A 26,653-nucleotide genomic window follows, 5' to 3' on the forward strand; every position below is an offset into this window, starting at 1 on the left:
TTATTAGCTACTTCATGATTTTTTCTGGTTTTTCCTCCTATAACTTTCACTGTCGATTTCGATGATGGTTGCGTGATGGATGATCCGGTCGATGGCGGCAACAGTCATCATGGTGTCGGGGAAGATTTGATCCCACTGGCTAAAAGGCTGGTTTGAAGTAATGATGAGACTTCCGCTTTCATAGCGATGGGCAATGAAGTCAAACAATACTTGTGTTTCGAATCGGTCTTTTTGACATAGCCGATATCATCAACGATCAGTACACGGTATTTATCCAGCCGCGTCATGGCGGACATCAAGTCCAGTTCTTTCCTGGCTTGCTGCAGAAGTTGAACGAGTGCGGTAGCTGATATCCACTTGACGCGGATGCCTTGTTCAATCAAATGCAACCCCAATGCTGCCGCCACATGTGATTTGCCGACACCGGAGGGACCGATCAGCAACACATTGTCTGCCTGGCTTGCCCAGTAGGTATTGTCGCGCAGCGTGATGATTTTTTCTGAGCGGCTTGAGGCAGTTCGGTCAGAGCCAGAGTGGCAAAGCTTTTGCCGCGCGGTAGTCTGGCTTCATGCGTCCAGTTGCTGATTCTGCTTTGGAAGCGCTGGGCGACTTCCTGTTCGCACAGGGCGGCGAGATATTGGCTGTAGCTCCAGGCGTGTTCTGCGGCTTGATCCTGGAAGTGCCGGTAATGCTGGCCAAAGGCAGGGAGTCTGAGTTCCTTGAGCATCAGTGGGAGCGATTCAGACATGAGCTGCCTCCTTGCGTTGCCCAGTTTCCGCTGAGGAGTTGATCGTAGGTATCCGCAGTGTGTTGTTTAATTGGGATGTCCGGCTGTGGCGCATGCTGCCGCAGAAATCGCTTTTGCAGTGTTTGCAGTTCAGGTAGCGGATGTTGTTGCAACAATTCAGCGGCCAACTGGCTCTCGCAATCATAGTCGTAGGCAAAACGCAGCACCGATACCATCCATTTGCAAGCGAGTCCGGGATCAAATTGTTGTTGTACCCGCGCCCACAGCTGGTGATACTGTGGCGTTGGCAACAGATCATCCCGCAGCCGGGAAAAGCGAAAGGCTTGTGGCTTTGCCGCCAATGCATGAATCACATGACGGTAATCGATGCGCCGGGCGCGTCCTTCTGGCGCTTTCGGATACGCGCGCGGTAAGGTAATGACCGGTGTTTGGCCGACAAAGCATTCCAGACGATCGTGATAGAGATGAACCCGGATGTTCTCGCCAATGAGTCTGGATGGCACACTGTAGAGTCCCCGTTTGACCGCTATGGTGCTACTGGTGGTCACTTTGACGGTCAGTTCACTGAAGTCCATGAAGCGGTAGCGTGGCAGTGGCTGGAGATGCGATTGCTCTTCCGCCAATCGCCCCCTGCAGCGCAGATTGAGCTTATCGACGATCCGTTCAAGAAAAAGGCGGTAGGCGCCCACACTTTCGAAATCCGCAGATCCCCGCAGTTTGATCGCCTGCTCAATCCGGTGTTTGAGCGAACCATGGGCATTTTCTACGGCGCCATTTTCATGGCTGACGCCCAGGTTATTGACCGTAGGCTTCATGCCATAGTGTTGACACAGCGCCGCATAAGATTGCGTGAGTTCTTGTTTTTGGCTCGCATTGACGTATGCGGCACTCAGGCTGTCGGTGCGATGTTCCCTGGGCACGCCGCCCAATTTATGCAAGGCGGTCTGCAAACCATCGGCCAACGCACTATAACTTTCCCCGCCCCGGATGATATGAACCGCGCGCCAATGACTATAAGCCAGACGAAACTGATACAGCAGGTGATCAAATGGTTTGCCTGCAATCGTAATTGCCGTGCGCGGCCAGGTAAAATCGGACAACCCCTGGTGCCCGGTAGGCACCGACTGGCAAAACATGACCGCCTTACCGGGACCTTGCGTTGCCCGCCAGTGTTTTACACGGCGCTGCAAGCTTCTGAGCAATTTCTCCGGGTATTGGCCGGGATATCGGTCATCCAGGTACTCCCAAAGCGTAGTCCCGGTCAGTTCAGGTTCCCCGTACAGCAATGGAACCAATTCGGTCTCCCAAACCAGCTCAAAAGGATCCTGGCGCGTGCGCCACTGCCGTTGCGACTTCTCCACCCGCACACCCTTCTCAATCCTGCGGCCACTGCGGATACTTACCCCCCGCTTTCGCAGCCGCTGTCTCCTGACCATGCCCTATCTGACGATTCTTCATATAAATAGCTTCCTGTTGATGAGTGATATGTTTTCCAGGCAAGTTCTTTCTCCTTATATAGAAAAGAACTCATACTGATACTTTCACTCAACCGGTCAAGATAATTGTCGTCAGACCGGACAGGTTAATTGTCGTCTAATAGTAGACGGTGACCCGGGTTGCAAGCCCATGCGCCACGTTATGATTGGTTCAAAAGCGCCTTGGTTTGAAATCACCGACCATTTGCCTCAGTCAGAGGAGGCGGCACCCGGTGAGTAGTGCCATGCACTTCTAACATGCCGTTCGAGAGGGACGCGCAAAAAGCGGCGCGCCTCTCAACTTGAATCGCCCCGGGTTTTCCGGAGATAAAATGATTTGAGAGGAGGAGGATATGAAAAATCAAATTAGTTATTCACCGGAAGTCCGGGAGCGAGCAGTAAGGTTGGTATTCGAGCAGCAAAAAGAGCATGAATCGCAATGGTCATCGATCAAATCGATCGCATCGAAGATTGGCTGCACAGCGGAAACATTGCGGGCATGGGTAAGAAGAGCGGAGACGGATCGAGGAATTCGAGGCGGGTTGTCGACATCGGATCGTGAGCGGCTCAAGGAATTGGAACGGGAGAATCGTGAATTAAAGCGGGCCAACGAGATATTACGGAAGGCATCCGCTTATTTTGCCCAGGCGGAGCTCGACCACCGACCGAAATGATGATGTTATTTGTTGATAGAAACGTAACCGTCCAGCGCTCCCATCTATCTTTCCTGTTGTTTAAGTGATTGAATGAACGCTGGTGTAAGCGGCAGCAATTCATCGATGCGGTTATTGGGCCAGGTGGGTAGTTTGGCGAGGGTGTCTGCAAGCCATGCGGCGGGATCGAGTTTGTTGAGTTGCGCGGTACCGAACAAGGTTTGAATGGCAGCGGCGCGTTGACCGGCACGTTCCGATCCGGTGAATAGCCAATTCTTTTTACCGATTGCGATCGGGCGGATGGTGTTCTCCACTGGGTTGTTGTCGATCGGAAGAGAGCCGGTTTGTGCGTAGCGGATGAGACCTGGCCAGCGTCTGAGGGTATAGTCGAGTGCTTTGGCGGAGCCGCCGCCATTTGCGGTCTGACTACGGGTTTGCATCAGCCAGTCATGCAATGCATGCAGTGCGGGCAGGCTTCTGTCTGCCCGCAGTTGCAGGCGATCTTCGATGCTCAGGTCTTTGCCTTCTGCTTCGATTGCGTATAAGACGCTGATGCGCTGTATCGCTGCCAATGCCATCGTGCTGGCATTGGCCTGGTGCAGGTCGAAGAATTTGCGTCGCGCATGCGCCCAGCACGCCAATTCGACACAAGGCGATGTGGCTGCGGAAAAAAGTGCTTTATACCCAGCATAGTCATCGACCATCAGGTGTCCTTGCCAATTTTGCAGAAAGTGCCGTGCATGCTGACCGCTACGGCCAGCTTGATAGTCGAAGACGATGATACGCGGCCCGGGCTCAAGATCATTGCTGCGGTAGGCCCACAGGTAGGCTTTACGGGTTTTGCCGCGACCGGGTTCCAATTGTGCAACTGGTGTTTCATCGGCATGCAGCGTGTTGCCCTGCAGTAGATGCCAGGTTAGGCGATCGACCAATGGTTGCAGGGCTACGCCGGTACGGCCTACCCATTCGGCCAGGGTGGAACGGGGCAGCGTGACCTGGTCACGGGCAGCAATCTGCTCCAGGCGATAAAGTGGCAGGTGATTCAGGTATTTGTTTGTCATCACCCAGGCAAGCAGGCCCGGGGCGGCCATGCCGCCATCGATGACTGCCGGTGGCACGGGTTCTGCCGTGATGGTTTCACAGGATTTGCAGGCGTACTGTGGGCGAATGTGGCGATGAACGAAGAATCTGGCGGGTTCCACGTCGAGCTGCTCGGTGATGTCTTCTCTGATGTTAGTCAGATCGCAGCCGCATCGGTCACGTTGGCAGGATGCGGGTTCATGCCGGTGTTCGATGCGCGGCAGGTGATCTGGCAGCGGCTGACGACCGGCGCGGGTACGCGGCACTTTGGTGGCATTGGGGGTTGGTGTGCTGTTGACCTGCTCGATTTCAGCCTCAATGGCCGTGATATCGGTCAGCGCCGATTCTTCAAACAAAGAAAGCTGCCTGGGTGACAAGGCAGACAACGCTTCATTTTTCCTGCCAAATCGGATACGGCGCAGATGCGCCAATTCCAGGGTGAGCGCCTGAATCTTGAGTTCCAGCGCATAAACTGTCTGCTGTGTTTGCTGGGTCAGATCAAGCTGAAATGCCTGAACCAGGTTGACCACCTGTTGTTTGGTGGCCGTATCGAGGTTGAGTTGATCCAGTTGTGCCAGTGAATTCATGGGATGAATTATACCATGAATTCTTAATCAACCGACTGTTAATAAACAACTATTACATATTTTCTACACCTGAAAATGCCATTGTGGCAGCGCCGATAAACGCCGCCAGTCTACGCCGGCAATCAACCATTCCCACTGCGATAGCGCTAACTCGACACACGCCGCATCCTGCCTCGGCCAGACAAACCGCCCCTGATGCAGGCGGCGCTGACATAACCACACCCCCGTGCCATCCCACAGCAAGACCTTGATGCGATTGCCCGCGCGATTGCAGAATATGAACGCCGAACCCGCGCAGGGCGGGTGACCCAATACCTGCTGCACAATCATCGATAAGCCATCCATGCCGCGACGCATATCCACCGGATCGACCGCCAGCCAGATCTTACCCGCGTGCGCAATCAACCCAGACATGACAGCAATTCTCCCAGCCATCGCGGGGAAACGCTCAGTGGTAATTCCAACACATGCGTACCGTGACAGCGAAGCTGCAATACTTCCACTGACGCTGCTGTCGGCTTGATCGTAACCGGAATCAAGGCTGGCAGCTTGATATCATCGCGCCCACGCCGGTGAGCGCGCAACCAGTTCCCAAACGTCTTCGCATTCAACCCCCGCGCCCGGCAATAGGCCGCCTGCGACAAACCGCTCGTTTGCCAGTTGCTGATATGCTTTTGCTTATCATCCTGTAATGCCATGGCTTATCCTCCTGTAAGGTAATGCAGAGGAGAATAATCCAGAAAATTGTGATTGCGTAGATGGGAGCGTTGGACGGTTACATAGAAACAAGGTGGAATATGGGGTCGAGCCGATCTGTAAGCAAATACAGATTGCCCCGTCGACTTATTATGAGCACAAAAGGCGGGAGAGAGATCCGGATCGATTGCCCGGTCGCGTCAAGCGGGACACGAAGCTGGCACTCGAAATACAGCAGGTTTGGGAAAGTAACTTCCGGGTTTACGGTGTTCGTAAAGTATGGCGGCAATTGTTGCGAGAAGGCATTAGCGCTGCGCGTTGCACCGTCGAGCGATTGATGAAGACACTTGGGATACAAGGCACCAGGCGTGGTAAAAAGTGCCGGACAACGATTGCAGATAACTTACTTGCCTGCCCAACAGATAAGGTTAACCGACAATTTGTGGCGACCCGGCCCAATCAATTGTGGGTAGCGGATATTACCTTTGTTGCAACGTGGATGGGATTTGTTTATGTAGCTTTTATTACCGATGTTTTTGCCCGGTATATTGTTGGTTGGCGAGTCAGCCGGTCATTACATACCGATCTGGTGCTTGACGCATTGGAACAGGCATTGTGTGCACGGCACGAAATTAAGGGATTAGTCCATCATAGCGACCACGGTAGCCAATACTTGTCGATCCGCTATACGGAACGCTTGATACAAGCCAATATTGATGCTTCTGTTGGCAGTGTTGGTGATTCTTATGACAATGCACTCGCCGAAGTCATACGGCACCGCGGCCCCTGGCGCAATATCGACGATGTTGAGTTTGCAACCTTGGAATGGGTAGATTGGTTCAATAATCGCCGATTGTTGGAACCGATTGGAAATATTCCGCCGGCAGAATTTGAAATGGCCTATTATCACCAACCAAGAGAGTCAGCCGTTGCGGTTTGACTCAAGGTAAATAGTCTCCGGAAAAACCGGGGCGATTCAACTTTACGTTAGGCCACTGACACATGTCCCGCGTTGTGAACGCATGGGTTCAACTTAACCGAGATGCGCGCAAGGTTTGTCGGTCAGTCCTCGACGCGCTACTGACGCAGGAAGGAAATGATGCCACTCGGCATGTCTGTGGCGCGTTTATGACCAAGGCCACAGAAACGCTTTCAGCGGTGAACGTCCTCTACGCCCACAATCTTGCGGAGCCTGCGCAAGCTCTAATACGCATTCTGTTTGAACTTCGAATCAACTTTGATTGCTTCAGGCACATGGCAGCACAAGATCCTCATGATGCTTTCTCACGACTACGCGACAGCATGATGCTTGAGAAGATCAAGCAAGCTCGAGCGTCGGGCTTCATGGGCATCCCCACCGAGATTATCCGTAACCGTCCAACGCTCCCATCTACGCAATCACAATTTTCTGGATTATTCTCCTCTGCATTACCTTACAGGAGGATAAGCCATGGCATTACAGGATGATAAGCAAAAGCATATCAGCAACTGGCAAACGAGCGGTTTGTCGCAGGCAGCCTATTGCCGGGCGCTCGGGTTGAATGCGAAGACGTTTGGGAATTGGTTGCGCGCTCACCGGCGTGGGCGCGATGATATCAAGCTGTTGATACCGGTATAAAATTGACCACCTGTGCCGGTTGAAATTTGACCAGGGGAAATCAGTGCGTAGGGTACTACGCATCTGTGGATAAGTCGACCAGACTGAGTTTGGTTTTTGCCCCCCTGTTAATGGTTTGAAATAATTGGATTCGTTACAAATCTGTAAGATTTTCTTCTGAAGAAGATCTTTCTTTTTCTCTTTCCTGTATTCTGGTTTTTGCACTGGCAGCGCTTTGTTTGTAACGGAAAGACTCATTGCCGGTTTCGATAATGTGGCAGTGATGCGTCAGTCGATCCAGTAGCGCGGTTGTCATTTTGGCGTCGATAAATACATTGCTCCATTCAGCAAACGTTAGATTGGTGGTGATGATGACGCTGGTACGTTCATAAAGCCTGGACAGCAAATGAAACAGCAAGGCACCGCCTGTTTGTGAGAATGGCAGGTAACCCAGTTCATCTAGAATAACCAGGTTTACTTGTAATAGATTCATCGCTATTCTTCCCTGTTTGCCAGCAATCTTCTCTTGCTCCAACCTATTGGCCAGATCAATGGCACTGTAGAAACGCACTTTCTTATGGTGGTGCTGTATGCCTGAAACACCAATTGCGATGGCCAGATGCGTTTTACCAGTTCCGGTACCACCAACCAACACCAGATTCTGTATTGCTTCAGTAAATTGCATGGTTGCCAACTGGTTAATCAATTGTTGATCTACTTTGGACTGACTGAAGTCAAATCCCTGTAAATGACGCAGCACAGGAAATCTGGCGGCATTGGTTTGATAGCGGATAGAGCGGATGCTGCGCTCAGTTGATTCGGCTTGGAGTAGTTGGTGCAGAATCTTGTCCGATGCATCAAGACTAGCAATCATATCTGGCACATTCTGCTGTTTCAGCCCGGTATAGCAGTCAGCCATACCGTATTATTAGACGACAATTAACCTGTCCGGTCTGACGACAATTATCTTGACCGGTTGAGTGAAAGTATCAGTATGAGTTCTTTTCTATATAAGGAGAAAGAACTTGCCTGGAAAACATATCACTCATCAACAGGAAGCTATTTATATGAAGAATCGTCAGATAGGGCATGGTCAGGAGACAGCGGCTGCGAAAGCGGGGGTAAGTATCCGCAGTGGCCGCAGGATTGAGAAGGGTGTGCGGGTGGAGAAGTCGCAACGGCAATGGCGCACGCGCCAGGATCCTTTTGAGCTGGTTTGGGAGACCGAATTGATTCCATTGCTGCACAGGGAACCTGAACTGACCGGGACTACGCTTTGGGAGTACCTGGATGATCGATATCCCGGCCAATACCCGGAGAAATTGCTCAGAAGCTTGCAGCGCCGTGTAAAACACTGGCGGGCAACGCAAGGTCCCGGTAAGGCGGTCATGTTTTGCCAGTCGGTACCTGCCGGGCACCAGGGGTTGTCCGATTTTACCTGGCCGCGTACGGCAATTACGATTGCAGGCAAACCATTTGATCACCTGCTGTATCAGTTTCGTCTGGCTTATAGTCATTGGCGTGCTGTTCATATCATCCGGGGCGGGGAAAGTTATAGTGCGTTGGCCGATGGATTGCAGACCGCCTTGCATAAACTGGGCGGCGTGCCCAGGGAACATCGCACCGACAGCCTGAGTGCCGCATACGTCAATGCGAGCCAAAAACAAGAACTCACGCAATCTTATGCGGCGCTGTGTCAACACTATGGCATGAAGCCTACGGTCAATAACCTGGGCGTCAGCCATGAAAATGGCGCCGTAGAAAATGCCCATGGTTCGCTCAAACACCGGATTGAGCAGGCGATCAAACTGCGGGGATCTGCGGATTTCGAAAGTGTGGGCGCCTACCGCCGTTTTCTTGAACGGATCGTCGATAAGCTCAATCTGCGCTGCAGGGGGCGATTGGCGGAAGAGCAATCGCATCTCCAGCCACTGCCACGCTACCGCTTCATGGACTTCAGTGAACTGACCGTCAAAGTGACCACCAGTAGCACCATAGCGGTCAAACGGGGACTCTACAGTGTGCCATCCAGACTCATTGGCGAGAACATCCGGGTTCATCTCTATCACGATCGTCTGGAATGCTTTGTCGGCCAAACACCGGTCATTACCTTACCGCGCGCGTATCCGAAAGCGCCAGAAGGACGCGCCCGGCGCATCGATTACCGTCATGTGATTCATGCATTGGCGGCAAAGCCACAAGCCTTTCGCTTTTCCCGGCTGCGGGATGATCTGTTGCCAACGCCACAGTATCACCAGCTGTGGGCGCGGGTACAACAACAATTTGATCCCGGACTCGCTTGCAAATGGATGGTATCGGTGCTGCGTTTTGCCTACGACTATGATTGCGAGAGCCAGTTGGCCGCTGAATTGTTGCAACAACATCCGCTACCTGAACTGCAAACACTGCAAAAGTGATTTCTGCGGCAGCATGCGCCGCAGCCGGACATCCCAATTAAACAACACACTGCGGATACCTACGATCAACTCCTCAGCGGAAACTGGGCAACGCAAGGAGGCAGCTCATGTCTGAATCGCTCCCACTGATGCTCAAGGAACTCAGACTCCCTGCCTTTGGCCAGCATTACCGGCACTTCCAGGATCAAGCCGCAGAACACGCCTGGAGCTACAGCCAATATCTCGCCGCCCTGTGCGAACAGGAAGTCGCCCAGCGCTTCCAAAGCAGAATCAGCAACTGGACGCATGAAGCCAAACTACCGTGCGGCAAAAGCTTTGCCACTCTGGCGCTGACCGAACTGCCTCAAGCCGCTCAGAAAAAAATCATCACGCTGCGCGACAATACCTACTGGGCGAGCCAGGCAGACAATGTGTTGCTGATCGGCCCCTCCGGTGTCGGCAAATCACATGTGGCGGCAGCATTAGGGTTGCATTTGATTGAACAAGGCATTCGCGTCAAATGGATATCAGCTACCGCACTGGTTCAACTCCTGCAGCAAGCCAGGAAAGAACTGGACTTGATGTCCGCCATGACGCGGCTGGATAAATACCGTGTACTGATCGTTGATGATATCGGCTATGTCAAAAAGACCGATTCGGAAACACAGGTATTGTTTGACTTCATTGCCCATCGCTATGAAAGCGGAAGTCTCATCATTACTTCAAACCAGCCTTTTAGCCAGTGGGATCAAATCTTCCCTGACACCATGATGACCGTTGCCGCCATCGACCGGATCATCCATCACGCAACCATCATCGAAATCGACAGTGAAAGTTATAGGAGGAAAAACCAGAAAAAATCATGAAGTAGCTAATAAACTCAACCGGCCATCATAATTGTCGTCAAAGCGGCCAAGATAATTGACGCGAGACACCAAATCTCCTGACAAGCGGATCATCTATGCACGCAAGGTCGAGACAGCATTCAACCGTATCAGGAATCAGCAGTAATGCAAAAGTTTTTCATCATCATGCTCGGATTAATGCTGATTGCCTGTGCTGGCCAGCCGAAGCCCATGCCCAGGATACTAATTGAACAACCACCCAAAAGATTCTATGAGATTGCCTGGTTCGATGAAGACTGGCGCATCTGCGAAGTGGGTATCAATTGCATCAGGCCAACGAGGAAATCACTGATTCATACTATTTCTATTTCCTCCGTGAGCGGCAATGTAACCAAGCCTTTCGCACATTTGCGTTTTGATTTCGATCAGGCTGACAGCCACGACATCCACGCCCTCGAAACACTCCTGGCAGCAATCTCGGATACGGATCATATACGCATCGAGGGTTATACCGACAGCACCGGAGAAAAAGAATACAACCAGAAGCTCGCCGGGCGGCGGGCTGAATGGGTAGCTGCGTGGATCAAATCACGCGGTATCAGGAATCCACTGGAAATCAGAGCCATGGGCAATTGTTGCTATCTGGCGGATAACCAGACGGATAGGGGGCGCGCGCTTAACCGCCGCGTTGAAGTGAGCTTAATCAAAAAGGAGACACTATGAACCAAACTGTAACCATTGAGAAGCTCCCTCGTTCGAGGGAGGCAATCAAGGATATGGTCATTGCCGGTGCCTTTATTGCCATGGGGGTGTTGATGCCGGGCGGCATGCTCGACAACGCCTTTCAGGTGCATATAGGCGGGATTGCCCTGGGCATGGGCTTCGGCTGGCTGGTCAAATCAATCATTTGCCATAAAACTAAACCAGGAGTAAACCATGTTTGAAATTAACAAGAAATCTTTAATCTTTTTAGCATTACTTATGGCCCTATCGCTGGTCATTGTGGGTGATGCGGTGTCCGGCACGACCGGCGCTTCGTTCACCGCCCTGTACACTTTTTTCAAGGATCTGGTTCTGGGTTTTGGTGGTAAGGCCATATCGATTGCCGCTGTTGCTTTGGGCGGCATTATCTCCATCGCACGAGTCAATCCGATTCCAGTACTAGCAGGAGTTGGCTTTGCGATTTTCATGCAATTCACACCAGGCATCATCGAGGCCATCATGTCTGCAACCATCTAGGTAGGAGGTGACAAATGAATGGCGATGAAAGCGGATTTATACCAACCTTCCTCGATGCGCGGGAGCGATTTCTCTGGTGGGAGATCGATCAGCTTGTTCTGGCAATCATGCTGATTGGCATCGGCCTTGCCCTTGGTATGGCCATGATTGGTCTGGTCTGTGGTACTTCAGCAGCGTGGCTTTATGGTCGGATGAAGGCTGGGAAACATTCGCGTTTCGCCATTCATGTCCTCTACTGGTGGCTTCCAGGCAGTCTGTTCATAAAACCTAAAACCCTGTCATCTTCCAGTCTGCGCTATTTTCTGGGTTGATCATGTTATTCAAAAAATACACCGATGAACGGGCCAACGCCGCACTGGAAATCCGTTTCATGCGCCTCCTGCTGGCAGCACTCGTGCTGATCATCATGCTGGAAAGTATGGCAATACTCAATTTACAGGGAGATGCCCGCACAGTACTGGTGCCGCCACAGATCAAGCAGGGTTTCTGGATATCGAACAACGCAGTATCCAGGGAATACCTTGAGGAAATGGCGTACTGGTATGCCGGACTGGCACTCAACGTTACGCCAGCAGGTATTGCTTATCAGAACGAACTTTTTCTCAAATATGCACTGCCATCCGAATTTGGCAGGCTATCGCAGGAAATGGCTTCCCGTTCCGATTTTCTGAGAAGAAACCAGACTTCCTCACAATTTTCGGTACAGGACATCACCATCGATGAAAAATATCTTCGAGTAGCACTCTCCGGCAAGTTGCATACGTGGGTAGCCGATAAAAGGGCTGGTGAGCGCGATGCGACCTTCATGATCGGATTCAACTATCTAAATGGAAAACTCTATGTTTCGGATTTTCGTGAGACGACCCGACAGAATCCTCTGGATGATGCTGACGCTGCTAAGTCTTAATACGACGGCAGCGCAGCTTTTACAGGGGGAACCAGATGAAACCCTGCATGCCACGGTTTCTCGCTCGGAACCGACGCTCGTGCGGGTGGAAGGCAGCCGTATCACACGGGTATACGGCGCAGAAGGAGACTTTACCGCAGTGCCAGACAGCGAAACCGGTGCCGCCTATATCAAGCCGATGGCAGACAAATCGCATATAAGCATATTCATCACCGATGAATCGAAGCATACCTGGAAACTTCTGCTGGCTATCATCGACAAGCCAGCCGACACCATCGTAATCCATGGGAGAAAAAAGTCTGTCAGAACAGTTGAGGCAGATCATGACATGGAGCGCAATCGCGCCATCAAGCACATGATCCTTGCACTGGAATCGCCACAGATGGAATCACGCTCAGTCAACCGTGTGGTGCCACTATGGAACGATGTGATGTTTGTTCTCACCGCCACGGTAGATGGACGCTACACAGGGGAAAAGTACCGGATGAAGAACACATCCAGCCATCAACTGGTAATCGATGAGCGTGAGCTTTACCGGCCAGGAGTCGTCGCCGTATCAGTCGAGCGTCCCGTTCTGAATCCAGGAGAAGCATCGGATGTATTCATTATTCTGGAGAATTCACATGAGTAATGATTCTGCCACAAGCTTTGCTGAATCCCTCAAGAATCTGTCGGTAAAAGCCAGGCAAAATTTGCTGCTTTCCGGACTGGCAGTTGTTTTTTTTGCGCTGGTATTTGGTGGAGTTTATCTATGGGACAACCAGGAACCGATGCTGATTCCTGCCATGGAACAGAAACCGGATACGCGCAACATTTCCGCGCCCGGTGCCCAGGTTGATCCACGCGAGGTCTGGATGTCGCAATCGGCACAACAGTTGTTGCAGATGGATGAAATCATTCGCGCCATGAAACAACAGATAACAGATCTGGAGCGCAAGCAGGAACAGGAACCACAACCCGGAAATTTCTTTGCCCCATTACCACCGCCCGTCCAGGAGCTAACCGCCCAGGCCGATTCCTTCAAGACGGAAATACCGCCACCGCAGCCATATCTTCCACCTCCCATGCCGGAACCAGGTACTGCTGTTGAAGCTGCACCACCGCCCGTGCCAGGTATCGCGGTATTCCAGATGGCGGCAACCAACCCACAGGCTACGCCCGAAGCTAAACCGGAGCCACCCAAAACCTACATTCCTTCAGGCACATTCATGCGATCAGTCCTGCTAGGCGGAATGGATGCGCCAACCGGTGGCCAGGCACAGAACAACCCGATGCCTGCATTGCTTCGAGTGCAGGACAATGCTTTCCTGCCAAACCGCTACCGGGCGAAACTCAGGGAATGCTTCGTTCTGGGTTCCGGCCATGGCGACATCAGCTCGGAGCGTGCCCACATAAGACTTGAATCGCTTTCCTGCACACTCAAAGACGGCAAGGTCGTCGATGTGCCTGCCAAGGGCTATATCGTGAGCGAAGACGGCAAAGCCGGATTGCGCGGGAGACTGATCAGCAAGCAGGGTCAGATAATCGCCAATGCGCTCATGACGGGCATTATTGCTGGTATCGGTCAGGGATTGCAACAAAGTGCCACCTCATTTTCAACCAGCGCACTGGGGACGGTCGGCACTATCAACGGCGCGGGCAATCAGTTCCGCGCAGGAATGGGTGCGGGCATCGGTCGCTCGCTTGATCGCGTATCGCAATATTACATTCGCCTTGCTGAACAGCTCTTTCCGGTCATCGAGGTCGATGCGGGTCGAGTTGTAGAGGTAGTGCTGACCAAAGGCATCGAATTTGAAATAGGAGATGAGCAGGAAATGATCGGTCTTGGAGAACCGCGCAACAAGCTGCGCCGCACGGCAGGAAGAAGGGGCTAGACATGACATCGCAAAGGATGATTTCTGCCATTGCAGTATTGCTGATGGCTTTTTCCGTAAAAGCCAATGATGTTACCGCCGAAGTGAAGCAGCGTCTGCAAACGCTCTATCCTGCAACCGAGTTCACCCGTGTCCAGCCAAGCCACATCGAAGGTGTTTATGAGGTGGTCATGGGCAAAAATATTGCCTATACCGACCCAAGCGCCCGCTACCTGATTTTTGGACATCTGTTCGATATGGCCGAGCAACGGGATTTAACCGCAGAAGTCCTGGAAACTCTGAACCGGATCGATGTGTCGTCGCTACCGCTCGATGATGCCATCAAAGTTATCCGGGGCCGGGGCAAGCGCAGTTTGTTCGTGTTTTCCGATCCCGATTGCCCTTACTGCCGCAAGCTGGAATCCGAGCTATCCATGCTGGATGACGTAACCATTTACACATACCCGTATCCCATCAAGGAATTACATCCCCAGGCAGCGCACAAGGCGCGTCTTGTGTGGTGTGCCCAGGACAGATCCACCGCCTGGAATGATTTAATGATTAAAGGGCAGATACCACAGACTGGCACGGATGATTGCCAGAACCCCATTAACAATAACGTGGCGCTTGCCCGTAGCCTTGGAATAGATGCCACACCCACGTTGATTCTAGGTGATGGCAGCGTAGTGCAAGGCGCAATGGCCGCATCAGAAATCGAAGCATTACTAGCCAAAGGAGCGCAAGAATGATTAAACCTGTCTTCCTGATTCCACTGCTGCTGATATTTGGTGGATGTACCACAATCTCCGGATATGACAGCAAAAGTAAATTCTCCTGCAAGGCACCCAATGGCGTTTCCTGCTCCTCGATGTCTGGTGTTTACGCGAATGCTGTCCAGGACAATCTTCCTGGCTTGCGCCGGAGCAGCGGCACAGACAATCAGTCTGCGTCCAGAACGGAAAAAGTTGGCAAATCGGATACAACACAACAGCCAACGGGTATAGAGGAGCGCACCGCATATCACATCACCGGCAGACCCCCCCAATCGGGTGAGCCAATCCTCATCAAACCCAAACTGCTTCGGGTCTGGATTGCACCCTGGGAAGATGCTGACGGCGACCTGCATGATCAGTCATATATCTACATGCTCGCCGACTATGGCCGTTGGGTTATCGAACACCATCGCCAGCGCATCGTCGATGAATACCGTCCAACCTCTCTTGTAACAATTGGTGACAATCTCAAGGACATAGCCAGCGAACAATCTGCAAAAAAGGCAGATTTCCGGCAGTTCTCACCCCTGCCGCAGCCACCTCAGCCATCGCAGTATTCAGCACCGCCATCACCTATGCGACAACAGCATGCTCCCTTACCACAAGATGACATCTATCCGGAGGAACAATTTTGAGTGTACTGGCCGATCTTAAAACGATTTTCATGGGTGAACGGCTCGATCCCTCTGATCTGGTGCCGCGCAAGCTGCTTAAAGAAATCGCTTCGATTCCTCGACTGGCAGGAATTATGCCGTATTCATCCTGGCTACCGGAAGAAAAATTGTTTGTGCTGGATCATGGCGCATTCAGTGAGAAACCGATGCAAAATCTCGGTTTTTGTATCGAGACTCCTCCGCAGACCGGTTCCAACGAAGAAATGGAGCGGGTATTGAGCAGTTTGTTTCTGTCTTGTCCGGCGGGCACCGGTATCCAGATCTCCCTGTACGCAAGTCCCCATATTCTGCCTGTTTTGCGCAAACAGTCAGAGATGCTGCCGGTAGATCGTAACCGTCCAACGCTCCCATCTATCTTTCCTGCTGTTTAAGTGATTGAATGAACGTAACCGTCCAGCGCTCCCATCTATCTTTCCTGCTGTTTAAGTGATTGAATGAACGCTGGTGTAAGTGGCAGCAATTCATCGATGCGGTTATTGGGCCAGGTCGGTAGTCTGGCGAGGGTGTCTGCAAGCCATGCGGCGGGATCGAGTTTGTTGAGTTGCGCGGTACCGAACAAGGTTTGAATGGCAGCGGCGCGTTGACCGGCACGTTCCGATCCGGTGAATAGCCAATTCTTTTTGCCGATTGCGATCGGGCGGATGGTGTTCTCCACCGGGTTGTTGTCGATCGGAAGAGAGCCGGTTTGTGCGTAGCGGATGAGACCTGGCCAGCGTCTGAGGGTATAGTCGAGTGCTTTGGCGGAGCCGCCGCCATTTGCGGTCTGGCTACGGGTTTGCATCAGCCAGTCATGCAATGCATGCAGTGCGGGCAGGCTTCTGTCTGCCCGCAGTTGCAGACGATCTTCGATGCTCAGGTCTTTGCCTTCTGCTTCGATTGCGTATAAGACGCTGATGCGCTGTATCGCTGCCAATGCCATCGTGCTGGCATTGGCCTGGTACAGGTCAAAGAATTTGCGTCGCGCATGCGCCCAGCACGCCAATTCGACGCAAGGCGATGTGGCTGTGGAAAAAAGTGCTTTATACCCAGCATAGTCATCGACCATCAGGTGTCCTTGCCAATTTTGCAGAAAGTGCCGCGCATGCTGACCGCTACGGCCAGCTTGATAGTCGAAGACGATGATACGCGGCCCGGGTTCAAGATCATTGCTGCGGTAGGCCCACAGGTAGGCTTTACGGGTTTTGCCGCGACCGGGTTCCAATTGTGCAACTGGTGTTTCATCGGCATGCAGCGTGTTGCCCTGCAGTAGATGCCAGGTTAGGCGATCGACCAATGGTTGCAGGGCTACGCCGGTACGGCCTACCCATTCGGCCAGGGTGGAACGGGGCAGCGTGACCTGGTCACGGGCAGCAATCTGCTCCAGGCGATAAAGTGGCAGGTGATTCAGGTATTTGTTTGTCATCACCCAGGCAAGCAGGCCCGGGGCGGCCATGCCGCCATCGATGACTGCCGGTGGCACGGGTTCTGCCGTGATGGTTTCACAGGATTTGCAGGCGTACTGTGGGCGAATGTGGCGATGAACGAAGAATCTGGCGGGTTCCACGTCAAGCTGCTCGGTGATGTCTTCTCTGATATTAGTCAGATCGCAACCGCATCGGTCACATTGGCAGGATGCGGGTTCATGCCGGTGTTCGATGCGCGGCAGGTGATCTGGCAGCGGCTGACGACCGGCGCGGGTACGCGGCACTTTGGTGGCATTGGGGGTTGGTGTGCTGTTGATCTGTTCGATTTCAGCCTCAATGGCCGTGATATCGGTCAGCGCCGATTCTTCAAACAAAGAAAGCTGCCTGGGTGACAAGGCAGACAACGCTTCATTTTTCCTGCCAAATCGGATACGGCGCAGATGCGCCAATTCCAGGGTGAGCGCCTGAATCTTGAGTTCCAGCGCATAAACTGTCTGCTGTGTTTGCTGGGTCAGATCAAGCTGAAATGCCTGAACCAGATTGACCACCTGTTGTTTGGTGGCCGTATCGAGGTTAAGTTGATCTAGTTGCGCCAGTGAATTCATGAGATGAATTATACCACGAAATCGCAATCAACCGCCTGTTAATAAACAACTATTACATATTTTCTACACCTGAAAATGCCATTGTGGCCGCGCCGATAAACGCCGCCAGTCTACGCCGGCAATCAACCATTCCCACTGCGATAGCGCTAACTCGACACACGCCGCATCCTGCCTCGGCCAGACAAACCGCCCCTGATGCAGGCGGCGCTGACATAACCACACCCCCGTGCCATCCCACAGCAAGACCTTGATGCGATTGCCCGCGCGATTGCAGAATATGAACGCCGAACCCGCGCAGGGCGGGTGACCCAATACCTGCTGCACAATCATCGATAAGCCATCCATGCCGCGACGCATATCCACCGGATCGACCGCCAGCCAGATCTTACCCGCGTGCGCAATCAACCCAGACATGACAGCAATTCTCCGTAACCGTCCAACGCTCCCATCTATCTTTCCTGCTGTTTAAGTGATTGAATGAACGCTGGTGTGAGCGGCAGCAATTCATCGATGCGGTTATTGGGCCAGGTGGGTAGTCTGGCGAGGGTGTCTGCAAGCCATGCGGCGGGATCGAGTTTGTTGAGTTGCGCGGTACCGAACAAGGTTTGAATGGCAGCGGCGCGTTGACCGGCGCGTTCCGATCCGGTGAATAGCCAATTCTTTTTACCGATTGCGATCGGGCGGATGGTGTTCTCCACCGGGTTGTTGTCGATCGGAAGAAAGCCGGTTTGTGCGTAGCGGATGAGACCGGGCCAGCGTCTGAGGGTATAGTCGAGTGCTTTGGCGGAGCCGCCGCCATTTGCGGTCTGGCTACGGGTTTGCATCAGCCAGTCATGCAATGCATGCAGTGCGGGCAGGCTTCTGTCTGCCCGCAGTTGCAGGCGATCTTCGATGCTCAGGTCTTTGCCTTCTGCTTCGATTGCGTATAAGACGCTGATGCGCTGTATCGCTGCCAATGCCATCGTGCTGGCATTGGCCTGGTGCAGGTCAAAGAATTTGCGTCGCGCATGCGCCCAGCAGGCCAATTCGACGCAAGGCGATGTGGCTGTGGAAAAAAGTGCTTTATACCCAGCATAGTCATCAACCATCAGGTGTCCTTGCCAATTCTGCAGAAAGTGCCGTGCATGCTGACCGCTACGGCCAGCTTGATAGTCGAAGACGATGATACGCGGCCCGGGTTCAAGGTCATTGCTGCGGTAGGCCCACAGGTAGGCTTTACGGGTTTTGCCACGACCGGGTTCCAATTGTGAAACTGGTGTTTCATCGGCATGCAGCGTGTTGCCCTGCAGTAGATGCCAGGTTAGGCGATCGACCAATGGTTGCAGGGCTACGCCGGTACGGCCTACCCATTCGGCCAGGGTGGAACGGGGCAGCGTGACCTGGTCACGGGCAGCAATCTGCTCCAGGCGATAAAGTGGCAGGTGATTCAGGTATTTGTTTGTCATTACCCAGGCAAGCAGGCCCGGAGCGGCCATGCCGCCATCGATGACTGCCGGTGGCACGGGTTCTGCCGTGATGGTTTCACAGGATTTGCAGGCGTACTGTGGGCGAATGTGGCGATGAACGAAGAATCTGGCGGGTTCCACGTCAAGCTGCTCGGTGATGTCTTCTCTGATGTTCGTCAGATCGCAGCCGCATCGGTCACATTGGCAGGATGCGGGTTCATGCCGGTGTTCGATGCGCGGCAGGTGATCTGGCAGCGGCTGACGACCGGCGCGGGTACGCGGCACTTTGGTGGCATTGGGGTTGGTGTGCTGTTGACCTGCTCGATTTCAGCCTCAATGGCCGTGATATCGGTCAGCGCCGATTCTTCAAACAAAGAAAGCTGCCTGGGTGACAAGGCAGACAACGCTTCATTTTTCCTGCCAAATCGGATACGGCGCAGATGCGCCAATTCCAGGGTGAGCGCCTGAATCTTGAGTTCCAGCGCATAAACCATCTGCTGTGTTTGCTGGGTCAGATCAAACTGAAATGCCTGAACCAGGTTGACCACCTGTTGTTTGGTGGCCGTATCGAGGTTAAGTTGATCTAGTTGCGCCAGTGAATTCATGAGGTGAATTATACCATGAATTCGCAATCAACCGACTGTTAATAAACAACTATTACATATTTTCTACACCTGAAAATGCCATTGTGGCAGCGCCGATAAACGCTGCCAGTCTACGCCGGCAATCAGCCATTCCCACTGCGATAGCGCTAACTCGACACACGCCGCATCCTGCCTCGGCCAGACAAACCGCCCCTGATGCAGGCGGCGCTGACATAACCACACCCCCGTGCCATCCCACAGCAAGACCTTGATGCGATTGCCCGCGCGATTGCAGAATATGAACGCCGAACCCGCGCAGGGCGGGTGACCCAATACCTGCCGCACAATCATCGATAAGCCATCCATGCCGCGACGCATATCCACCGGATCGACCGCCAGCCAGATCTTACCCGCGTGCGCAATCAACCCAGACATGACAGCAACTCTCCCAACCATCGCGGGGAAACGCTCAGTGGTAATTCCAGAACATGCGTACCGCGACAGCGAAGCTGCAATACTTCCACTGACGCCGCTGTCGGCTTGATCGTAACCGGAATCAAGGCTGGCAGCTTGATATCATCGCGCCCACGCCGGTGAGCGCGCAACCAATTCCCAAACGTCTTCGCATTCAACCCGAGCGCCCGGCAATAGGCTGCCTGCGACAAACCGCTCGTTTGCCAGTTGCTGATATGCTTTTGCTTATCATCCTGTAATGCCATGGCTTATCCTCCTGTAAGGTAATGCAGAGGAGAATAATCCAGAAAATTGTGATTGCGTAGATGGGAGCGTTGGACGGTTACAATTCTCCCAGCCATCGCGGGGAAACGCTCAGTGGTAATTCCAGCACATGCGTACCGCGACAGCGAAGCTGCAATACTTCCACTGACGCCGCTGTCGGCTTGATCGTAACCGGAATCAAGGCTGGCAGCTTGATATCATCGCGCCCACGCCGGTGAGCGCGCAACCAATTCCCAAACGTCTTCGCATTCAACCCGAGCGCCCGGCAATAGGCTGCCTGCGACAAACCGCTCGTTTGCCAGTTGCTGATATGCTTTTGCTTATCATCCTGTAATGCCATGGCTTATCCTCCTGTAAGGTAATGCAGAGGAGAATAATCCAGAAAATTGTGATTGCGTAGATGGGAGCGTTGGTCGGTTACGATCAAACTGCGGGGATCTGCGGATTTCGAAAGTGTGGGCGCCTACCGCCGTTTTCTTGAACGGATCGTCGATAAGCTCAATCTGCGCTGCAGGGGGCGATTGGCGGAAGAGCAATCGCATCTCCAGCCACTGCCACGCTACCGCTTCATGGACTTCAGTGAACTGACCGTCAAAGTGACCACCAGTAGCACCATAGCGGTCAAACGGGGACTCTACAGTGTGCCATCCAGACTCATTGGCGAGAACATCCGGGTCCATCTCTATCACGATCGTCTGGAATGCTTTGTTGGCCAAACACCGGTCATTACCTTACCGCGCGCGTATCCGAAAACGCCAGAAGGACGCGCCCGGCGCATCGATTACCGTCATGTGATTCATGCATTGGCGGCAAAGCCACAAGCCTTTCGCTTTTCCCGGCTGCGGGATGATCTGTTGCCAACGCCACAGTATCACCAGCTGTGGGCGCGGGTACAACAACAATTTGATCCCGGACTCGCTTGCAAATGGATGGTATCGGTGCTGCGTTTTGCCTACGACTATGATTGCGAGAGCCAGTTGGCCGCTGAATTGTTGCAACAACATCCGCTACCTGAACTGCAAACACTGCAAAAGCGATTTCTGCGACAGCATGTGCCGCAGCCGGACATCCCAATCAAACAACACACTGCGGATACCTACGATCAACTCCTCAGCGGAAACTGGGCAACGCAAGGAGGCAGCTCATGTCTGAATCGCTCCCACTGATGCTCAAGGAACTCAGACTCCCTGCCTTTGGCCAGCATTACCGGCACTTCCAGGATCAAGCCGCAGAACACGCCTGGAGCTACAGCCAATATCTCGCCGCCCTGTGCGAACAGGAAGTCGCCCAGCGCTTCCAAAGCAGAATCAGCAACTGGACGCATGAAGCCAGACTACCGCGCGGCAAAAGCTTTGCCACTCTGGCTCTGACCGAACTGCCTCAAGCCGCTCAGAAAAAATCATCACGCTGCGCGACAATACCTACTGGGCGAGCCAGGCAGACAATGTGTTGCTGATCGGCCCATCCGGTGTCGGCAAATCACATGTGGCGGCAGCATTAGGGTTGCATTTGATTGAACAAGGCATTCGCGTCAAATGGATATCAGCTACCGCACTGGTTCAACTCCTGCAGCAAGCCAGGAAAGAACTGGACTTGATGTCCGCCATGACGCGGCTGGATAAATACCGTGTACTGATCGTTGATGATATCGGCTATGTCAAAAAGACCGATTCGGAAACACAAGTATTGTTTGACTTCATTGCCCATCGCTATGAAAGCGGAAGTCTCATCATTACTTCAAACCAGCCTTTTAGCCAGTGGGATCAAATCTTCCCTGACACCATGATGACTGTTGCCGCCATCGACCGGATCATCCATCACGCAACCATCATCGAAATCGACAGTGAAAGTTATAGGAGGAAAAACCAGAAAAAATCATGAAGTAGCGTAACCGTCCAACGCTCCCATCTACGCAATCACAATTTTCTGGATTATTCTCCTCTGCATTACCTTACAGGAGGATAAGCCATGGCATTACAGGATGATAAGCAAAAGCATATCAGCAACTGGCAAACGAGCGGTTTGTCGCAGGCAGCCTATTGCCGGGCGCTCGGGTTGAATGCGAAGACGTTTGGGAATTGGTTGCGCGCTCACCGGCGTGGGCGCGATGATATCAAGCTGCCAGCCTTGATTCCGGTTACGATCAAGCCGACAGCGGCGTCAGTGGAAGTATTGCAGCTTCGCTGTCGCGGTACGCATGTGCTGGAATTACCACTGAGCGTTTCCCCGCGATGGCTGGGAGAATTGCTGTCATGTCTGGGTTGATTGCGCACGCGGGTAAGATCTGGCTGGCGGTCGATCCGGTGGATATGCGTCGCGGCATGGATGGCTTATCGATGATTGTGCAGCAGGTATTGGGTCACCCGCCCTGCGCGGGTTCGGCGTTCATATTCTGCAATCGCGCGGGCAATCGCATCAAGGTCTTGCTGTGGGATGGCACGGGGGGTGTGGTTATGTCAGCGCCGCCTGCATCAGGGGCGGTTTGTCTGGCCGAGGCAGGATGCGGCGTGTGTCGAGTTAGCGCTATCGCAGTGGGAATGGTTGATTGCCGGCGTAGACTGGCGGCGTTTATCGGCGCGGCCACAATGGCATTTTCAGGTGTAGAAAATATGTAATAGTTGTTTATTAACAGGCGGTTGATTGCGATTTCGTGGTATAATTCATCTCATGAATTCACTGGCGCAACTGGATCAACTCAACCTCGATACGGCCACCAAACAACAGGTGGTCAATCTGGTTCAGGCATTTCAGCTTGATCTGACCCAGCAAACACAGCAGACAGTTTATGCGCTGGAACTCAAGATTCAGGCGCTCACCCTGGAATTGGCGCATCTGCGCCGTATCCGATTTGGCAGGAAAAATGAAGCGTTGTCTGCCTTGTCACCCAGGCAGCTTTCTTTGTTTGAAGAATCGGCGCTGACCGATATCACGGCCATTGAGGCTGAAATCGAACAGATCAACAGCACACCAACCCCCAATGCCACCAAAGTGCCGCGTACCCGCGCCGGTCGTCAGCCGCTGCCAGATCACCTGCCGCGCATCGAACACCGGCATGAACCCGCATCCTGCCAATGTGACCGATGCGGTTGCGATCTGACTAATATCAGAGAAGACATCACCGAGCAGCTTGACGTGGAACCCGCCAGATTCTTCGTTCATCGCCACATTCGCCCACAGTACGCCTGCAAATCCTGTGAAACCATCACGGCAGAACCCGTGCCACCGGCAGTCATCGATGGCGGCATGGCCGCCCCGGGCCTGCTTGCCTGGGTGATGACAAACAAATACCTGAATCACCTGCCACTTTATCGCCTGGAGCAGATTGCTGCCCGTGACCAGGTCACGCTGCCCCGTTCCACCCTGGCCGAATGGGTAGGCCGTACCGGCGTAGCCCTGCAACCATTGGTCGATCGCCTAACCTGGCATCTACTGCAGGGCAACACGCTGCATGCCGATGAAACACCAGTTGTGTTGACACCAGTTGCACAATTGGAACCCGGTCGTGGCAAAACCCGTAAAGCTTACCTGTGGGCCTACCGCAGCAATGACCTTGAACCCGGGCCGCGTATCATCGTCTTCGACTATCAAGCTGGCCGTAGCGGTCAGCATGCGCGGCACTTTCTGCAAAATTGGCAAGGACACCTGATGGTCGATGACTATGCTGGGTATAAAGCACTTTTTTCCACAGCCACATCGCCTTGCGTCGAATTGGCGTGCTGGGCGCATGCGCGACGCAAATTCTTTGACCTGTACCAGGCCAATGCCAGCACGATGGCATTGGCAGCGATACAGCGCATCAGCGTCTTATACGCAATCGAAGCAGAAGGCAAAGACCTGAGCATCGAAGATCGTCTGCAACTGCGGGCAGACAGAAGCCTGCCCGCACTGCATGCATTGCATGACTGGCTGATGCAAACCCGTAGCCAGACCGCAAATGGCGGCGGCTCCGCCAAAGCACTCGACTATACCCTCAGACGCTGGCCAGGTCTCATCCGCTACGCACAAACCGGCTCTCTTCCGATCGACAACAACCCGGTGGAGAACACCATCCGCCCGATCGCAATCGGCAAAAGAATTGGCTATTCACCGGATCGGAACGTGCCGGTCAACGCGCCGCTGCCATTCAAACCTTGTTCGGTACCGCGCAACTCAACAAACTCGATCCCGCCGCATGGCTTGCAGACACCCTCGCCAGACTACCGACCTGGCCCAATAACCGCATCGATGAATTGCTGCCACTTACACCAGCGTTCATTCAATCACTTAAACAGCAGGAAAGATAGATGGGAGCGTTGGACGGTTACTGCCGCGACGCATATCCACCGGATCGACCGCCAGCCAGATTTTACCCGCGTGCGCAATCAACCCAGACATGACAGCAATTCTCCCAACCATCGCGGGGAAACGCTCAGTGGTAATTCCAGCACATGCGTACCGCGACAGCGAAGCTGCAATACTTCTACTGACGCTGCTGTCGGCTTGATCGCAACCGGAATCAAGGCTGGCAGCTTGATATCATCGCGCCCGCGCCGGTGAGCGCGCAACCAATTCCCAAACGTCTTCGCATTCAACCCCCGCGCCCGACAATAGGCTGCCTGCGACAAACCGCTCGCCTGCCAGTTGCTGATATGCTTTTGCTTATCATCCTGTAATGCCATGGCTTATCCTCCTGTAAGGTAATGCAGAGGAGAATAATCCAGAAAATTGTGATTGCGTAGATGGGAGCGTTGGACGGTTACGAAGTAGCTAATAAACTCAACCGGCCATCATAATTGTCGTCAAAGCGGCCAAGATAATTGACGCGAGATAGTCTACCGTACCCAACGCCAAACCGAAGGCATCTTGAAACGCTTGCTTGGACACATACTGCATTGTGGAGCCACACACCTTACAAAAGGTTCGTACGATTTCCGGGGATGACTGATATTGGCCAAGTTGCTCTTCACCTTGAACCCATCTGAAGTTACTGACCTCAACATATGCCCATGTGGCGAAAGCGGCACCCGTTGCCTTTCTGCACATAGAGCAATGGCAGTTACGCGCAAACTGGAGCGGGTTAGTAATTTCGTATTTGATTGCGCCACAGAGGCAACTGCCAGTAATCATCTTTTGCTTTCTAACGCCTGAGTTAAGCCGCGCCGCGCAGCGGAGTCGGCTTGAACGAATCGTTAGGGAACCTCTGAAAAACAAACATTCTGAACGGCAGTCACTCAAAAACTGACCACTACTTCAAATAGTGACGCTGATTTTTATGAAAACAGCCGTTCCTCTCTGGAAACAAGCTCATTTACTGGCTTGTTTTCAAATTTCAGACGCAACAAGACATCGACGTTCATAAGCATCACCACGGATGACGTTGGCAATGGCTGTCAGGAAGGTCAAACGGGCCGCATTTTTGGCCAGGCCGCGATAGCGATTTTTAGCATACCCAAAGCGGATTTTGATATCCCGAAACACGTGTTCGACTTTGGCGCGGCGTTTCGCCAGCTCACGGGCGGCACCGCGCAGTAGTTGAGCCGCCCCGGAATCGTCTTTCGTGAGCCTGGCCAGTTTGCCCGGACGCATCGCGATCACGCAGGCTGGAGGGCTTTCCGCCGGCATCTCCGGGCGTTTATCCAGCCCCTGATATCCGGCATCGCCATGAACAAACTGTTCCTCGCCATGCAGCAGGGCGGCGGCTTCGGCAACGTCGCTGACATGCCCCGAGGTTACTTTTGAGCGTATGCACCAACCCGGTTTCATGATCGACGCCGATATGAAACTTGCTGCCGAAAAACCATTGATTGTCCTTTTTGCTGGAATGCATTTCTGGATCACGCGACCGGCTCTTATTTTTGGTTGAAGTCGGCGCGGCAATCAGGCTGGCATCGACGATGGTGCCGGCTTTCAAGAACAACCCACGCTCACCCAGCGTTTGGTTGATGACCTGGAAGATCTGATCCATTAACCCGTGTTTTTCCAGTAAATGCCGAAATTGCAAAATGGTGCTTTCATCCGGCACGGCTTCCAGACGAATGCCGCAAAAACGGCGCAGTGATTCAATCTCATACAGCGCATCTTCCATGCCCGGATCGGAATAGTTGTAGATAATTTGCGCAACATGCGCGCGCAGCATCAATTCCAAGGCAAATGGTTTGCGGCCACGCCCATTGCCTGGCGCATAGTGTGGTTCAATAACATCAATCATAGCCTGCCAAGGCAATAACCCGTCAAGTTGATCGAGAAACTTCTCGCGGCGCGTGACTTTGCCCTTATTGGCGTATTCGGCATCAGCAAAACTCATCTGTTGGTAAGGTTTCATGAATAGCTTCTCGAAAAAGTTTGATGCAGAATTATATTACTTGCGGGGAATTAA

27 protein-coding genes and 9 pseudogenes are annotated in these 26,653 nt (G+C 53.0%); 21 read left to right on the forward strand and 15 right to left on the reverse strand.

Translation table 11 applies throughout. The features are described 5' to 3' along the window. Nucleotides 1-12 precede the first annotated feature (12 nt). Together IPG31_05925 and IPG31_05930 are read right to left on the reverse strand one after the other, a co-directional pair. Nucleotides 13-748 (reverse strand): annotated as a pseudogene (locus IPG31_05925) (ATP-binding protein). After that, nucleotides 727-2,206: pseudogene (locus IPG31_05930) on the reverse strand (IS21 family transposase). Before IPG31_05930 ends, IPG31_05925 begins: the two co-directional pseudogenes overlap by 22 nt. Nucleotides 2,207-2,576: 370 nt before the next feature. Here IPG31_05930 and IPG31_05935 point away from each other — a divergent pair. Beyond that, nucleotides 2,577-2,891: pseudogene (locus tag IPG31_05935) on the forward strand (transposase). A 50-nt stretch (nucleotides 2,892-2,941) separates the two neighbouring features. Here the strand turns inward: IPG31_05935 and IPG31_05940 are convergent. From IPG31_05940 to IPG31_05950, 3 genes are all read right to left on the reverse strand, one after another. Further along, a complete protein-coding gene (locus IPG31_05940; protein ID MBK6617917.1) occupies nucleotides 2,942-4,543 on the reverse strand; it encodes an IS66 family transposase in 1,602 nt (533 codons plus the stop codon). Between the two features lie 63 nt (nucleotides 4,544-4,606). Then, entirely contained in the window at nucleotides 4,607-4,957 is a 351-nt protein-coding gene (gene tnpB / locus IPG31_05945; GenBank protein ID MBK6617918.1) for an IS66 family insertion sequence element accessory protein TnpB, read from the reverse strand. Beyond that, complete coding sequence (locus IPG31_05950) at nucleotides 4,945-5,241, reverse strand: IS66 family insertion sequence element accessory protein TnpB (GenBank protein MBK6617919.1); 297 nt, start codon at nucleotides 5,239-5,241, stop codon at nucleotides 4,945-4,947. Before IPG31_05950 ends, tnpB (IPG31_05945) begins: the two co-directional genes overlap by 13 nt. A gap of 92 nt (nucleotides 5,242-5,333) precedes the next feature. On the opposite strand from IPG31_05950, the gene IPG31_05955 reads away from it, so the two are divergent. The 3 genes from IPG31_05955 (at nucleotide 5,334) to IPG31_05965 (ending at nucleotide 6,857) form a co-directional block, all read left to right on the forward strand. Beyond that, nucleotides 5,334-6,179 (forward strand): IS3 family transposase, encoded by an 846-nt coding sequence (locus IPG31_05955; protein MBK6617920.1) that lies wholly within the window; start codon nucleotides 5,334-5,336, stop codon nucleotides 6,177-6,179. A 188-nt stretch (nucleotides 6,180-6,367) separates the two neighbouring features. Next, a complete protein-coding gene (locus tag IPG31_05960) occupies nucleotides 6,368-6,706 on the forward strand; it encodes a hypothetical protein (GenBank protein ID MBK6617921.1) in 339 nt (112 codons plus the stop codon). Next, nucleotides 6,690-6,857 carry a hypothetical protein gene (locus IPG31_05965; GenBank protein ID MBK6617922.1) on the forward strand — a complete coding sequence of 56 codons (168 nt, stop codon included), beginning with the start codon at nucleotides 6,690-6,692 and terminating at the stop codon, nucleotides 6,855-6,857. Before IPG31_05960 ends, IPG31_05965 begins: the two co-directional genes overlap by 17 nt. 133 nt (nucleotides 6,858-6,990) lie before the next feature. Here the strand turns inward: IPG31_05965 and IPG31_05970 are convergent, their stop codons facing one another. Beyond that, nucleotides 6,991-7,755: an ATP-binding protein gene (locus tag IPG31_05970; GenBank protein ID MBK6617923.1), complete on the reverse strand. Its 765-nt coding sequence runs from the start codon at nucleotides 7,753-7,755 to the stop codon at nucleotides 6,991-6,993. A gap of 148 nt (nucleotides 7,756-7,903) precedes the next feature. Between IPG31_05970 and IPG31_05975 the strand changes: the two are divergent. The 12 genes and pseudogenes from IPG31_05975 to IPG31_06030 all read left to right on the forward strand — a co-directional run bounded on the left by IPG31_05975 (nucleotide 7,904) and on the right by IPG31_06030 (nucleotide 15,894). Next, a pseudogene (locus tag IPG31_05975) lies at nucleotides 7,904-9,382 on the forward strand (IS21 family transposase). Continuing rightward, nucleotides 9,361-10,098 carry an ATP-binding protein gene (locus IPG31_05980; protein MBK6617924.1) on the forward strand — a complete coding sequence of 246 codons (738 nt, stop codon included), beginning with the start codon at nucleotides 9,361-9,363 and terminating at the stop codon, nucleotides 10,096-10,098. The pseudogene IPG31_05975 and the gene IPG31_05980 overlap by 22 nt, the downstream one beginning before the upstream one ends. A 144-nt stretch (nucleotides 10,099-10,242) precedes the next feature. Further along, a complete protein-coding gene (locus IPG31_05985) occupies nucleotides 10,243-10,800 on the forward strand; it encodes an OmpA family protein (GenBank protein ID MBK6617925.1) in 558 nt (185 codons plus the stop codon). Continuing rightward, nucleotides 10,797-11,021, forward strand: a complete 225-nt coding sequence (locus IPG31_05990; GenBank protein MBK6617926.1) for a hypothetical protein — start codon at nucleotides 10,797-10,799, stop codon at nucleotides 11,019-11,021. The genes IPG31_05985 and IPG31_05990 overlap by 4 nt, the downstream gene beginning before the upstream one ends. Next, on the forward strand, nucleotides 11,014-11,316 hold the full coding sequence (locus IPG31_05995; protein MBK6617927.1) for a hypothetical protein: 303 nt from the start codon (nucleotides 11,014-11,016) through the stop codon (nucleotides 11,314-11,316). The genes IPG31_05990 and IPG31_05995 overlap by 8 nt, the downstream gene beginning before the upstream one ends. Before the next feature lie 14 nt (nucleotides 11,317-11,330). Then, complete coding sequence (gene traL, locus IPG31_06000) at nucleotides 11,331-11,627, forward strand: type IV conjugative transfer system protein TraL (protein ID MBK6617928.1); 297 nt, start codon at nucleotides 11,331-11,333, stop codon at nucleotides 11,625-11,627. Between the two features lie 2 nt (nucleotides 11,628-11,629). Beyond that, on the forward strand, nucleotides 11,630-12,223 hold the full coding sequence (gene traE / locus IPG31_06005; protein ID MBK6617929.1) for a type IV conjugative transfer system protein TraE: 594 nt from the start codon (nucleotides 11,630-11,632) through the stop codon (nucleotides 12,221-12,223). Then, nucleotides 12,198-12,854, forward strand: a complete 657-nt coding sequence (locus IPG31_06010; protein ID MBK6617930.1) for a type-F conjugative transfer system secretin TraK — start codon at nucleotides 12,198-12,200, stop codon at nucleotides 12,852-12,854. The genes traE and IPG31_06010 overlap by 26 nt, the downstream gene beginning before the upstream one ends. Further along, a complete protein-coding gene (locus IPG31_06015; GenBank protein MBK6617931.1) occupies nucleotides 12,847-14,097 on the forward strand; it encodes a TraB/VirB10 family protein in 1,251 nt (416 codons plus the stop codon). Before IPG31_06010 ends, IPG31_06015 begins: the two co-directional genes overlap by 8 nt. Nucleotides 14,098-14,099: 2 nt before the next feature. Further along, a complete protein-coding gene (locus IPG31_06020) occupies nucleotides 14,100-14,825 on the forward strand; it encodes a DsbC family protein (protein ID MBK6617932.1) in 726 nt (241 codons plus the stop codon). After that, the gene (gene traV / locus IPG31_06025) at nucleotides 14,822-15,484 is read left to right on the forward strand and encodes a type IV conjugative transfer system lipoprotein TraV (protein ID MBK6617933.1); all 663 of its coding nucleotides are present in this window, start codon (nucleotides 14,822-14,824) and stop codon (nucleotides 15,482-15,484) included. The genes IPG31_06020 and traV overlap by 4 nt, the downstream gene beginning before the upstream one ends. Further along, entirely contained in the window at nucleotides 15,481-15,894 is a 414-nt protein-coding gene (locus tag IPG31_06030) for a TraC family protein (GenBank protein ID MBK6617934.1), read from the forward strand. Before traV ends, IPG31_06030 begins: the two co-directional genes overlap by 4 nt. 35 nt (nucleotides 15,895-15,929) lie before the next feature. Here the strand turns inward: IPG31_06030 and IPG31_06035 are convergent, their stop codons facing one another. The 6 genes and pseudogenes from IPG31_06035 to IPG31_06060 form a co-directional block, all read right to left on the reverse strand. Further along, on the reverse strand, nucleotides 15,930-17,531 hold the full coding sequence (locus IPG31_06035) for an IS66 family transposase (protein MBK6617935.1): 1,602 nt from the start codon (nucleotides 17,529-17,531) through the stop codon (nucleotides 15,930-15,932). Between the two features lie 63 nt (nucleotides 17,532-17,594). Then, nucleotides 17,595-17,945: an IS66 family insertion sequence element accessory protein TnpB gene (gene tnpB, locus IPG31_06040; GenBank protein ID MBK6617936.1), complete on the reverse strand. Its 351-nt coding sequence runs from the start codon at nucleotides 17,943-17,945 to the stop codon at nucleotides 17,595-17,597. Nucleotides 17,946-17,980: 35 nt separating this feature from the next. Next, nucleotides 17,981-19,581 (reverse strand): annotated as a pseudogene (locus IPG31_06045) (IS66 family transposase). A 63-nt stretch (nucleotides 19,582-19,644) separates the two neighbouring features. Beyond that, a complete protein-coding gene (gene tnpB / locus IPG31_06050; GenBank protein ID MBK6617937.1) occupies nucleotides 19,645-19,995 on the reverse strand; it encodes an IS66 family insertion sequence element accessory protein TnpB in 351 nt (116 codons plus the stop codon). Then, entirely contained in the window at nucleotides 19,983-20,279 is a 297-nt protein-coding gene (locus IPG31_06055; protein MBK6617938.1) for an IS66 family insertion sequence element accessory protein TnpB, read from the reverse strand. The genes tnpB (IPG31_06050) and IPG31_06055 overlap by 13 nt, the downstream gene beginning before the upstream one ends. Before the next feature lie 77 nt (nucleotides 20,280-20,356). Continuing rightward, on the reverse strand, nucleotides 20,357-20,638 hold the full coding sequence (locus tag IPG31_06060; protein ID MBK6617939.1) for an IS66 family insertion sequence element accessory protein TnpB: 282 nt from the start codon (nucleotides 20,636-20,638) through the stop codon (nucleotides 20,357-20,359). A gap of 52 nt (nucleotides 20,639-20,690) precedes the next feature. Between IPG31_06060 and IPG31_06065 the strand changes: the two genes are divergently transcribed. From IPG31_06065 to IPG31_06085, 5 genes and pseudogenes are all read left to right on the forward strand, one after another. Then, entirely contained in the window at nucleotides 20,691-21,464 is a 774-nt protein-coding gene (locus IPG31_06065; GenBank protein ID MBK6617940.1) for a hypothetical protein, read from the forward strand. Next, nucleotides 21,443-22,179: pseudogene (locus IPG31_06070) on the forward strand (ATP-binding protein). Before IPG31_06065 ends, IPG31_06070 begins: the two are co-directional and overlap by 22 nt. Nucleotides 22,180-22,266: 87 nt before the next feature. Continuing rightward, a complete protein-coding gene (locus IPG31_06075; GenBank protein ID MBK6617941.1) occupies nucleotides 22,267-22,563 on the forward strand; it encodes an IS66 family insertion sequence element accessory protein TnpB in 297 nt (98 codons plus the stop codon). Beyond that, nucleotides 22,551-22,902, forward strand: a pseudogene (gene tnpB / locus IPG31_06080) (IS66 family insertion sequence element accessory protein TnpB). The gene IPG31_06075 and the pseudogene tnpB (IPG31_06080) overlap by 13 nt, the downstream one beginning before the upstream one ends. A 63-nt stretch (nucleotides 22,903-22,965) precedes the next feature. Further along, nucleotides 22,966-24,581: pseudogene (locus IPG31_06085) on the forward strand (IS66 family transposase). Nucleotides 24,582-24,659: 78 nt separating this feature from the next. On the opposite strand, the gene IPG31_06090 reads toward IPG31_06085, so the two are convergent. From IPG31_06090 to IPG31_06100, 3 genes and pseudogenes are all read right to left on the reverse strand, one after another. Beyond that, nucleotides 24,660-24,956 carry an IS66 family insertion sequence element accessory protein TnpB gene (locus tag IPG31_06090; GenBank protein MBK6617942.1) on the reverse strand — a complete coding sequence of 99 codons (297 nt, stop codon included), beginning with the start codon at nucleotides 24,954-24,956 and terminating at the stop codon, nucleotides 24,660-24,662. 97 nt (nucleotides 24,957-25,053) lie between these two features. Beyond that, the gene (locus IPG31_06095) at nucleotides 25,054-25,404 is read right to left on the reverse strand and encodes a GFA family protein (protein MBK6617943.1); all 351 of its coding nucleotides are present in this window, start codon (nucleotides 25,402-25,404) and stop codon (nucleotides 25,054-25,056) included. Between the two features lie 195 nt (nucleotides 25,405-25,599). Continuing rightward, nucleotides 25,600-26,581: pseudogene (locus IPG31_06100) on the reverse strand (IS5 family transposase). Between the last annotated feature and the right edge of the window lie 72 nt (nucleotides 26,582-26,653).

This window comes from Nitrosomonas sp., assembly GCA_016703745.1.
Taxonomy (GTDB): Bacteria; Pseudomonadota; Gammaproteobacteria; order Burkholderiales; family Nitrosomonadaceae; genus Nitrosomonas.